The organism is Sporosarcina sp. FSL K6-3508 (genome assembly GCF_038615825.1).
Lineage (GTDB): Bacteria > Bacillota > Bacilli > Bacillales_A > Planococcaceae > Sporosarcina > Sporosarcina newyorkensis.
In genome coordinates this window covers 489232-501356 of the sequence record NZ_CP152016.1, presented here as the reverse complement: position 1 = coordinate 501356, position 12125 = coordinate 489232, and the positions used below count along the sequence as shown (strand labels likewise).

At 43.3% G+C, this 12125-nt stretch carries 6 protein-coding genes; 1 reads left to right on the top strand and 5 read right to left on the bottom strand.

From position 1 onward, the window contains the following. Nucleotides 1-49: 49 nt before the first annotated feature. Nucleotides 50-997: an EamA family transporter gene (locus MKX97_RS02330; RefSeq protein ID WP_342536858.1), complete on the bottom strand. Its 948-nt coding sequence runs from the start codon at nucleotides 995-997 to the stop codon at nucleotides 50-52. 134 nt (nucleotides 998-1131) lie between these two features. On the opposite strand from MKX97_RS02330, the gene MKX97_RS02325 reads away from it, so the two are divergent. Next, complete coding sequence (locus MKX97_RS02325; protein ID WP_078817420.1) at nucleotides 1132-2784, top strand: GGDEF domain-containing phosphodiesterase; 1653 nt, start codon at nucleotides 1132-1134, stop codon at nucleotides 2782-2784. Nucleotides 2785-2906: 122 nt separating this feature from the next. Here the strand turns inward: MKX97_RS02325 and MKX97_RS02320 are convergent, their stop codons facing one another. The 4 genes from MKX97_RS02320 to MKX97_RS02305 form a co-directional block, all read right to left on the bottom strand. Beyond that, nucleotides 2907-5000 (bottom strand): beta-propeller domain-containing protein, encoded by a 2094-nt coding sequence (locus MKX97_RS02320; protein ID WP_342536857.1) that lies wholly within the window; start codon nucleotides 4998-5000, stop codon nucleotides 2907-2909. A gap of 668 nt (nucleotides 5001-5668) precedes the next feature. Next, nucleotides 5669-8671 carry a DPP IV N-terminal domain-containing protein gene (locus MKX97_RS02315; protein ID WP_342536856.1) on the bottom strand — a complete coding sequence of 1001 codons (3003 nt, stop codon included), beginning with the start codon at nucleotides 8669-8671 and terminating at the stop codon, nucleotides 5669-5671. Between the two features lie 478 nt (nucleotides 8672-9149). Continuing rightward, nucleotides 9150-9443 carry a hypothetical protein gene (locus tag MKX97_RS02310; protein ID WP_221835193.1) on the bottom strand — a complete coding sequence of 98 codons (294 nt, stop codon included), beginning with the start codon at nucleotides 9441-9443 and terminating at the stop codon, nucleotides 9150-9152. A gap of 460 nt (nucleotides 9444-9903) precedes the next feature. Beyond that, complete coding sequence (locus MKX97_RS02305) at nucleotides 9904-12114, bottom strand: YhgE/Pip domain-containing protein (RefSeq protein ID WP_340758141.1); 2211 nt, start codon at nucleotides 12112-12114, stop codon at nucleotides 9904-9906. Nucleotides 12115-12125: the final 11 nt, after the last annotated feature.

Below are 12125 nucleotides of genomic sequence, written 5' to 3'. Positions count from 1 at the left end.
ATTTATTTTATTATGTCATATTCAATCGCGGGGTGTACAGATGAAGACGCTACATATCATACGGCTCATACGGCACTACCGGCTCTGGCGGCGGCACAGTTTTTTTCTTACTGTCACCGCCTATGGATAACCAAACTACACCGAGCAACATGATTATGGCGCCGCTTATTTGCCACCCTCCCATCATTTGGCCAAGCCAAAGGACCGAGACTACCATTGCTGTGAGCGGTTCGAAACAAGACAGTACACTTGTCTCTACAGGAGTGATGAACGTCATGCTTTGTAAAAACAGGATGAAGGCGAGCGTTCCCATGATGGTGACAAGTAACAACATTCCCATCATCGGACCATCTAACAGCAAGGAAAGATTCATTAAAAAGGACGGGAGATTGATGATAAACAACACTACCCCGCCGATGAACATCCCCCAGCCCACGACCAGCAATACACCCCATTCAGCCATTAAAACGACTGGATACAACGTATAGAACGTAAAGGCAAATCCAACTACTACTCCCCAAATAATCGCTTCCGTATTCAATGTAATACTGGAAAACGAGCCATTCGTCAGCAGTAGATATAAACCAAATAAAGCTACAACCATGCCGATCACTTGGCCCGCAGGAGGAAAGGACCTCTGTGCAGCGGAGAGTAAAATGATGATGTAGACCGGCGCGACGAATTGAAAAAGCGTGGCCACGACCGCGTCACTATGCGCAATTGTCTGGACGAAGCCGAACTGAACACCCAGCATGCCAAAGACACCGAACATGACCATTTTGCGGAACCAAAGCTTTTGCCTCATTGGCCGTCCCACTTGCACCCCTTTAGCTTTCAATAAGAAGAGGAGAGCAGCGCCGGCAATCATCAAACGCAGAATCAGCAGCATGGAAACGGAAATATCACTATTATGCAAAATCCATTCCATCATGGGTCCTGTAGCCCCCCACAACATGGAACCGACAATAATCATCATTATCCCTTTCAATCGCATCATAAACCATTCCCCCTAATGAAAGAAATCAACTATCCATCATAATTTATAGTATAAAGTTCATACATACTATATAGACATAGATGATTTTTATACTATAATAGTTATATAGTAGAATCGGAAAGGAGCATTCACTAATGAATACAATTAACTTCCCGGAAACTAAAGAACAAACCTCATTAGTCAATAGTCTCGATAAATTTCAGTTAGTCACTCATACAGACAGTGAGGGACTAATAACCTATGCAAACCAAAACTATCTGACGATCAGTGGCTGGACACCTAAACGAATTATTGGGAAATCCATTTGGCAAATGTTCTCAGATGATCCGAAGAACCAACAAACCGTCAACTCGATTTGGGATTGTCTGTTATCCGGAAAGTCATGGTCCGGAAAAGTGGAAAAAATGACTCGCGGAGGCGAACCATTTTATGTTAACACGCTCGCCGTCCCTACCATGTCAGAAGACGGAGAACTGCAATCCACCCTCTTCGTAGAGCTGGATATTACAGAAGATATCCGTCTGCAAGAAAAATTAAGTGAAATCGCGTTTATTGATATAGAGACCGGTCTAATGAGCCGGCATAAACTAGAGCAAGTTGTGAATGAATCGATTAAACTAGGCCAGCATTTCTCATTCGTTTATTTGACGATCGACCATTATTTCTCTATGAAAGAGCAGCAATCCCCAGAATTTGAGACAGAGCTAATTCAAGAGTTCACCAACCGTCTGAAGCGATACTTCCAAGACAGCCCAGTGGCACGCATTGATACGAATAGTTTTGTCGTGCTGACCGCTTTCGGTGATTGGTACATACAAGGTTTGTATGACTTCTTGAAACAACAACCGATTTACTTGAGTCACAATGCACAGACGCTTTCGGTTAGCGGCGGTATCGTTCGGTATCCGGAAGATCAACAAACGTATATGCAGCTATACAAAGTGGCCATAACTGCTGCCGATGATGTCATCAGCCAAGGCGGAGGACGAATTGCTTCGTTGTCTGCTGAATCCCATAAAATTCTGAATCGTCGTTTAGAAATCGATCGAAAAATGTACACTGCATTGGACCGTAATACGTTACAAGTCGCCTATCAGCCCCAACTCGATATCAAAAGCAACAGCATTAATTGCTATGAAGCGTTAATCCGTTGGGAAGATGAAGAGCTGGGTGTCATCAGTCCGGACGAGTTAATTCCTATTGCGGAAGAGAATGGTTTGATCGAAGAAGTTGGTGCATTTGTGGCAGAAGAAGCGATGACGTTTGCGACGAAATGGCATCGCGCCGGCACAGAAATGAACATCTCGATCAACTCTTCCATTCGAGAATCCCTAAATCCACAGTGGAAAAACCGTCTACTCTCTATCTTAAATGAAACAGGCTGTCCGGCAAATAAAGTCTCTTTAGAGTTCACGGAGAAGTTCGCGCTTAAGGCAGAAGAAGAACAATCTGTGATTACCCAAATGTCGGAACTCCAAAGCCTCGGTCTGCAATTTACGCTTGATGATTTCGGCTCAGGCTATGCGTCTCTACGCTATTTACAGCACTTGCCGATCACAAGCATTAAATTTGATCGCGTGTTCATCGACACTTTACTAAGCAATTCGAAAACACAACAATTGATCGAAGGTATGATTCAATTCTCTAAGACAATGAATTTGTATACGATCGCAGAAGGCGTGCGCAATGAACAGCAATTCGAATTGCTGAAAGAAATGGGCATCGACGCGGTCCAAGGTCATTTTATAGGAAAGCCGGTACCTGCAGAGCAGATTGAAATCAAATAACTGTTTTTGACCAAATGAGATGGAGCTCCTTTCATAAAGAAAGGGCTCCATTTTTTTCGTACAAATTTTAATTGGTACTGCTACTTAAAGCTTAATGGACGAATTGCGAAAAGACAACCTTTTCATTCCTTTTCCAATTCATCTAACAACGTAAAATCATCCAATGAATAGCTTTTTATTTCATTTGCAGCAATCGTGTAAACGGTGTCTCCGCTGTAAAGCAGGCGCTGAACCTCTTTTTCCCAATCCACATAATCGTTTGAAAATTTTTCCGTCAGGTCGGCTTTTTCAATAATTCCTTTGTCTGCCGATATTTCGTAAATCATCGCCCCAGCCTTTTCAGAATTCAAGAAATTTTCACCTTTGACTTCCCGATAGATCGTAACCGGAAATCCGTACAAATTCCTTGCCGGATGTAAAAACAAAGCGTGATGATCATGTTGGACAGGTGAATACGTACCTTGACCGCCAATGATTTCAGTTGCCTTTTCTTTCGGATTCGCGAAGTCCGTGACATCTAACAATGAAATCTTCATACCTTGTGTTTGAATGATAGGCTCGCCACCTTGAGGATTTTTCTTGGCTACTGTTTCGTAACCGAACCCAAGCAAATGCCTTTCGTCCAATGGATGTAAATAGTTGCTGAATCCGGGGATCTTTAATTCACCGAGCACTTCAGGGTTCTGCGGGTCTTCAACGTCCATCACAAATAAAGGATCTGTTTCACGGAATGTCACCATATAGGCTTTATCCCCCATGAACCGTGCCGAATAAATCCTTTCATTTTTCGCAAGATTTTCAACAGATCCAACTTGCTTCATTTGGTTATCTAAGATGAATAAATGGTTTTTCGCGATGTTTTTCTCATCCCAGAGATTGCCTTCCGTTGTGACCGCTCGAAAGTATCCGTTATATTCATCCATGGAAAACTGGTTCAAGATGGTGCCTCTCATTTGCGCTGCCTGCAAGAAATTGATGGCCGTTCCATTCAGCCTAAATTTGAAGACTTCGCTGTTTCCTTGCGTAGCTTGGTTTCCATAGAGAGTGGCTATCAAATAGACATGATCCTTCGACATATAGAGTTGTTCGCCGCTGCCAAGATAGGCCTTCGTCTCGACACCACTCTTGTCACCCGAATGAATATCGAGTGCTGTGATAACAGAATACGACGGTTCCATTGCACCTGGCAAAATGGAGACTTGATCGATCTTCATTGGCTGCACCGAATGGTCGTCCGCGGAGTCAAACACCTTTGGCAACAACTCTTCACCCTCAGGCAAATCGTTCTGAATCCAATACATCGGACGATTATTCGTCACCATATACAAATGCCGGCCAATTTTTCGTGTCCCTATGATATAGCCTTCCGCTCCTGTTTCACGAATTAGCTTCGGCTGCTTTCGGTCCGTCACATCGTACACCCGAATCACGGATAACTCTTGTGTCGGCATCATCCGTTTCGCTTCATCAGCGGTAACAGGTTGATCGTGCTGCTTGCTGCCGATGACTACGAGAAGATTGTCGTCTACATATAGTTCTCTTGGATAAAATGTCCCGTCAAAGCCCGTGATGCTGGCATTCACTAGCTTCCTCGGTTTACGGATATCGGTAATGATCAACTGCTCGTAGTTCGTGATATCGTAAATGAATTTACCATCCGTTTTCACAAGATCCGCTTCATCCACACCCTCAACTTGCTGATTCGTTTGAGAATAAGCAGCACTACCTTGGCTAGACGCCTTGTCTTCCGAAGAAGACTCCACTTGGTCATCACTTTGCATAAAATTGTTAGTTTGTTGCTCTGCTTGCCTAAAGAATGTTTCAATCTCTTTAATGGATCCGACAGGCTGGACGGACTCGATCACAGCGAATGAAAACGTGGAGTCCATTGTTCTTTTCCAGCCTCTGAAACTGTTATTCGGCACGTGCAGTTCATAGTCTCCAGGCTGCAGCTCTTCCACTTTCAAAGTGGTCCTCCCGCTTCCGTAAGACAGCTCAGCGGACACTTTTTCCCCATTACGGTCGGTCACGTAAAACTCCGATGTCTCTACACTTGGTTTGACCGGTGCTGTGAAATACACCGTCATCGGCTGGTCGGCAAGTACTGATTGGGCGGATGTGATGTTCACTTTCGGCCAGAAAAAGAAACTTGCCAGTATGAGCACGCCTACTCCTCCGATAGCTATAAGCGTCACAATCCATCTGCTCTTGTTCATTTTATTCATCCTCTCTCCACTTGTTGTTATTGGAGTAGACTGAATTTTTCTGATTTGGTTACAGATCGAGTGGAAATAAGACGGAGTGAAGTACCTTGTAAATATTCTTCATCACGGATGCCGTAGCGGCACCATCGCTAGTGTGGTATAGAAAATAAGTGTGGTAAGTGGTATTCGCAAATGCCGAAGTGACTTCAATGACGTTACACTTTTGTTGTCACGTTGCTCGAATTTCAGTGTGTCCAAGAAAGGGTGCGGGGTTGTACACTATCACCGCTGCGCCGCTGTGGGATTGCCTCCCGCCATGAGCCAACTAGCAAAGGGCGCTAGCGCTTACTCATGGCTTCGGCCGACCTCGCAGTTGCGGCTTCGCTTGTACGTACAAATTAGTGAGAGTAGTGTTTAAATATAGAAGATACTACAGCAGCCAACTTATTAGTCAGAATCCAAAGTGCAAATAGATATTCATAGTGCTTTCACTTACTAAACGTAGGCGCCTTACAAGCGGTAGGCGGAGTGATGAGACAGAAAGGCGCCCTTCCTGACTGGCTTCATCGCGGGAGTCATCCGCAAGCGCCGAAGTGGGTTCGGTGTAGGATTGGGTTTTAACAAAAACGGCAATTATCCGCTGAAATCGGATAATTGCCGTCCATCATAATTAAAACATATTAATTCGTTTCATCTGTATTCTTATACGGCTCCAAAAGGTTATCCATCAAATACACTTTCCCGTTTTTCATGACCATTTGAACATTAGCAGCATCATCAATATTTTGAAGAGGGTCTCCATCTACGAAAACTAAATCTGCTAATTTCCCTGATTCAATCGTTCCGAGGTCATCTTCCGCTCCGAACCTCTTCGCAGGGAGGTATGTTACTGTCCGCAATGCCTCATAAGGAGTCATGCCATAACGAACCATGGCGCGAATGTTTAAATGAAGACTCACCGCAACATTATCTAGCGGCATATCCGTTCCGCCCAGTATCGTTCCTCCAGCATCCATGATGTCTTTCAGCAAGGATACCTCTCTCTCTAATCCGGTTCTAGTTACGGTCTGGTCAGTCGTTGTAGCATTACTGTAATGTTTGGTGATTGCTTCGTATTGATATGGTGTATACAATGTTTTAACTCTAGGATCTGAAAGTAAAGCTGGATCGAATTCAAGTAACGTTTTTGATGAGAAAAGAGTTGAAGTAACAGCCATTCCCGATTCCGCAGCCAGTTTGGTGACATCTTCATATGAAAGTTTCGTGAAGCTTTGTGAACGGGAAAAACCTAAACGTTGCGTTGCTGAAACATGAGATGTTCCGTCCTGACCGAAGCCAATGGATGGATAGAAATAATGTGAGAAAGTAGGAATTCCCAGTTCATGTCCGTAATTAATCGCGATCGTTTGATAATTAAACGGCATTCTCACATACGTTTTTAGGATATCATAATTCAATTCTTCCGCCCTCTTAAGCTCCAGATTGATTAATTGATCTTCACTGGTAGTCGGTCTCATAAAATTATAGTAAACACGTGAACCATCAATTGGTTCTCCTGATGCAAAGAACCGTGGAGCGACACGTGCTCCTGAAGCGTTTGCTTCCCTGTCTTCAAGTGCTAAATAGGCCGGTTCTCCCATTGAGACGGTGCTCGTAATACCAAAGGATAATAATTGTCTTCCTTGTCTTGATCCTAGAAAGGCCGATTCAAGTGCCTGATGGACATGGGCATCCCATAACCCTGGAATGACTGTTTGATCACTTGCATCGATGAAGTTGTTGCCGTGGTGAGGTTTTTCATGAGGTTTAATTTCTTTGATGCGGTTTCCTTGTACAATGATGTCCATATTGTGCTTGAGTTCTTTGCTTTCACCGTCCCATAACTTGCCTGCATGGATCACTGTAATGCCATTCGGCTGGTCAGCTTTCCAAGTCATTTTGAACGGTACTTTCTTTGGAGCGTCACCATTCATTTGAATGGTCCGTAATTCGCCATTCGACACGTATAACAACGTTTTCGAATCTCCGCTCCAGCTAGGTGACTCAGCTACTTCTTCGGTTATTTTTCGGGCTTGTCCCATTGGATTACCCTTTTGATCTACCGGCATGACCCAAAGCGTGCTTTCAATAATAAAGGCCATATGCTTTCCATCCGGTGACCAAACGGGACCTGAATTCGAACGGTTACTCAACGATTTAGATTTTGCAGGATCTACATATGTCTGTTCCCCTGTTTCCAGGTCTACCGTCAAAATTTGACTCAGCCCTTCTCTGAATCTATTAGAAAATTGCTTTAAAGCTGCAATCGCAATCGTTTTTCCTTCCGGTCCCCACGTTGGATGCCCCGGCTCCCACATAGGTTTAAGAATTTGTTCAATCTCGCCAGTTTCGATAGTGATAATATAGGTTGCACCCTCTTGATCTTGGAACGCGATTTTCTTTCCATTCGGTGACCATGATGCAGCCACTTCTGCCCCGGCTTCCGATGTTAGCCTTTGTTCGTTACCGGTCTTCACGTCCAAAATGTATATATCCTCCGATCCGGCTTTATCAGAAGAATAGGCTAGCTTCGTACCGTCTGGTGACCAAGCTGGATTTGCTTCGAAGTATGAATCATTAGTTAATTGCTTAGGCTTGTTCTTGCCAACTTCGAGTAACCAGAGATCATTTAATGCTACAAAGGCGATCGTCTTTCCATCTGGAGATAACTCCGGGTCAACAATCCCCGTAACAGGCATCGGCTTCTTAGAATCAAAGTCGTACTTTTTATGATTGTATTCCGGCTGATCAATTGGAATCTCTGCTTCAAAAGGGATGGATCGGCTTTCTTGTTCATTTAAATTGCGCTGTTTAATTTTTCCGTCCGCTGTATAGATCATCTCGTCGCCCGAGGTCCATTTCACCGGGAACGGGAATACATCCTCCCCTCCAGTTACATTTTCACCGTCAATGATCAGTTCACTTCTACTGTCTACTTGCAATACATAAGCTATATCTTTTCCATTTGGCGACCAAGATGGAGATAAAACTTTCCCATCTTCCACTGTTGTAATCGTGCGGCGTTCGTTATTTTCATTCACCACATCAATGCGCTTCCCGTTACTATCTCCGCCGACAACAAAGGCAATTTCTTTTCCATCCGGTGACCACGTAGGATAGAATTCTTCCTCCGGGCTATCGGTCCATTGAGTAAGTTCCTCTGTTTTTAAATCCAATACCCAAATATCGTAGCTACCGTCACGGTCTGCTGAAAAGGCTACACGCGAACCGTCCGGAGAGTAGCTTGGTTCCCGATGGTCATAAATGCCTGTCGTCAGCTGCTCTTTTTCTGAACCATCCGGATTCATTGTCCAAATGTGATAGTTGCCGCTTCTATATGATTGATAAGCGATTTTACTTCCATCCGGTGACCAGTCAGGTACAGATGGGTCGTCAAAGTTATCTGATATTCTCTTCGCTTCCCCGCCTTTCCCGGAAAGCGACCATAACCCACCCTGCAATTCGATCACTAGACTTTTGCCGTCAGGGGAGACTGCAACACTCATATTCGTCCCTTCCTTGACTCTAATTGTTTTATTCTTGGAGTTATTTGTCTCCTCTGCCGCAACTCCCATGTGAATTTGACTGAATGTTAATACAGTAATTAATACAGATAAAATAAAGTATCTTGTCCACTTCCTCATAAAAAAGAACCCCCTCCTAATTATTGGTTTTCCTATACTTTAAGCAACCTCCTTTTTCGAATTGTGTACACTTTAACAAATTTTCAAAAAGTATTGTTCCCTATTTTTTAATCTAGGCACTACTTACCACATATTGGATTAATAAAAAACTCGAGTGACATAGGATTAAGAGCCCCCCTCACTTGCCATCTTTAAGCGTTATACTACTTTAAGGGTAGGCACTAGGTCTCGAAATAAATCAGAAGTGCTTCCGAATTGCGTAAAGACTTGGTAGCCAAACTCTTTTTACAAAAAAGAAGCCTTCCGACCGATTTTTCGATCAGAAGACTGCTCTCTTTGTACATTATTAAATTGTCAGAGTCATGTCTAAATTTTGTAATGTATAGATATTCTCAGTTTAAAAAATTGTCGTCACCAAAATAACTATAAAGCGCTTTAGATATTTTTATTGACCAGTAAATTTTAGCTTTTAGACCATTTAATTAAAATCAAAATTAATTAAATGTGTGCCTGTACTTACCAGTCGTTCAGGTATTGTATAAATGTTAGTTGAAATGGCACCGGAAATTATAGCTATAACCCAGAAAAAGATTTTTTGACCCACCGTCAAATCTGAAAAACTAAGTATGATTGCCATAAGAAATAAAAATCCAGTAATAAGATTCATTAAACAGCCTGAAATTGTTGTGAGTAATATTAAACCTTGTCCCAAAATTACTAACAAAAAACCAATAATCTTAAGTATAAATTTCATTATTATTTTAATAATCATCTTTAACCTCTTTCAATGTTTAATAAGTTTCATCAAGTATTAAATTTATTATTAGCATACATCATCAACCGGAACCTCAGGCTCTTTGCTTTCCACATCATGTAAATCCCGCTTACCTCCCAGCCACCTCTTTTGTTTTCTGAACACCTCTATAAGATTAAATTTCTCGAAATCAATATCCCGATAGTTCGACTAGTTAATACTATTTTCCACCTCCTGTATAATCCGGGATACTAAAAATGCCGTTAAACAAGCTGGCCCGATTGCCGAATCTACCAATATATTACACCAATACTATCATATTCATCCAACTACTCAAGTTCTTACAAAGGAACGAACCTTTCACAGTAATTCCAATAGGACATCCTTAACTTAATTTGAAGCAAAATAAAAAAGGACTGCCCAGGAAGTCATGTTTCATGACTTCCTGGACAATCCCTTTAGGACAATGCAAACTCTCTTACGCTTCTACTGTTGTTGCTGCTTTTCCTGAATAACGCTTCTTGAAGACGAGTGCGAAATAGCCAAATGTCAATGCTAGGCACACGACCATGAAGCCGATCAGAACGCCGTTGTTTGCCCATAAATGCGCCATGTCTCCAGTGGAGATCGTCGCTTTAAATGCCTGGACAGAATATGTCATCGGCAATAATGTGTTGAAGATTTTTAGTGGCTCTGGAATTAATTCTAATGGGAATGTTCCAGCGCTCGTTGTCAATTGCAAAATCAAGATTAAGATCGCTACGAAACGTCCTGCATCCGACATGATGGAAACGAGTACTTGGACGAGAGCTATGAATGTGTAACTTGTGATGATTGCAGTCAATATGAACATCGGCGTATTGACCGCTTCCATACCGAGCCAATATTTAACGACAGCGACTGCGAGTAACGCTTGAATCAATCCGACTATCGCCAAGACGGACACTTTACTCGTAAACCAACCTAATGCACCTGTCGGCGGAGTCGCTGGTTCCACTAATGGGAAGACGATCGACACAAGCAATGCACCTACAAACAATCCTAATGAAAGGAAGTATGGTGCGAAACCTGTTCCGTAATTTGGTACTTTGTTAATGCTTTGCTGTTCCACATCAACAGGTGAAGCCGCCATATTGTATGTCTTGTCTGTCGGATTCACTTCACCCGCTGTTTCATTGGCTTCAGCTAGTTTTTCTTGTAATGTTGCTGTTCCTTCGTTTAGTTCCGTAGCACCTGAAGCGAGTTTTCCGGAACCTTCTGCCAAGTCTTTGGATTTGGAGACGAGCGTGCCTGTTCCTTGCTGCATCGTTCCTGCACCTGTTGTCAATTCATTCAAACCATTGGCTAATTCTTTAGAACCTGCTGCTGCGCTTTGCACGCCGCCAACCAACTGCTTAGATCCTGCTGCCAATTGACTGTTGCCGTTAGCCAGAGCATTTGAACCTTCCACTAACTTCGCAGAATTGCCTTGAAGCTTTTTCAATCCAGCAAGTGCTTCCGCATGTGCACCTTGTAATTGACCAGCTGCACCGTTTAATTGTGAAGCACCTTGCTGAAGGCCAGCTGCTCCTGCTGATAACTCGCCTATTCCACCCGCAACTTGAGCACTTCCTTGCTTTAACTCACCTAGTGCTGCCTGCAAAGCTGCTTTTTGTTCATCCGGCAGTTGAGCTAAAATTGGTCCTAGTTGGTCCGATAACTGATTGATTCCCGCATGAACACTTTGAGAACCTGCCGCTAACTGATCGGAAGCATTTTTCAGGCTGCCTGATTTATCGGCTAGAGTACCAATACTGCCTGCAAATTCCTTCTCTTTTGCTCCGATTTGCGAATAGCTGGCAGCCAATTTATCAACGCCCGCCGTATATTCTCCAATACCCGCTTTTAAGCTCGAAGCGCCTGCTGCCGCTTCGTTTGCGCCGGTTTGCAGATCACTCGCCCCCGCTGATAATGTGCCCAGACCTTTTGAAAGATCATTCGCACCTTTTGCGGCTGTATTTGCACCTTGCGCTAATTTAGTCGAACCATCGGACAGTGCAATACTGCTTGACGCGAGTTGCTCAAGATAGCCTTTGAGGTCGTCTGTACCGTCTGCCAATTTCTTTGCACCGTCATGTAATTCTCCTGCGCCGTCTGCTGCTTCGCCAAAACCTTCGCCCATTTCATTGATGGAATCGAAAAGCTTTTCTGCGTAAGTCGAAGCTACTTGCTCATTTACTTCCGCTTTGATGCGGTCCATCGCTGTTTCACCGATTTGGGCAGATAAGAAGTTGAAGCCTTCATTCGGTTTATAAAGTAGATTTAATTTCTGCGGTTCTTCTTCTAATAAAGTGGTTGCGTGTTCAGAGAAGTTTTCAGGGATTTCAATCGTAATGTAATAATCCTGTCCTTTTAACCCTTTCTCCGCACGTTCTTTTGTCACGCTTTGAAAGTTGAACTCCTTACTGTCCACTAACTTATCCGTTAGTTCCTTCCCTATTTCGAGCTGTTCTCCATCCATTTCAGCGCCCTCGTCCAAATTGACGACCGCAACCGGCAATTGGTCCATGTGGTCATACGGATCCCAAAATGCCCATAGGAACATCCCAGCATACAATACAGGAATAAATAAGATTGCAATCATCGGCACAATCATTTTGCGTGTGCGCAATAATTGCTTCCATTCAGCAAATGTCATACTTTTCTTCATTAGTTTTCCTC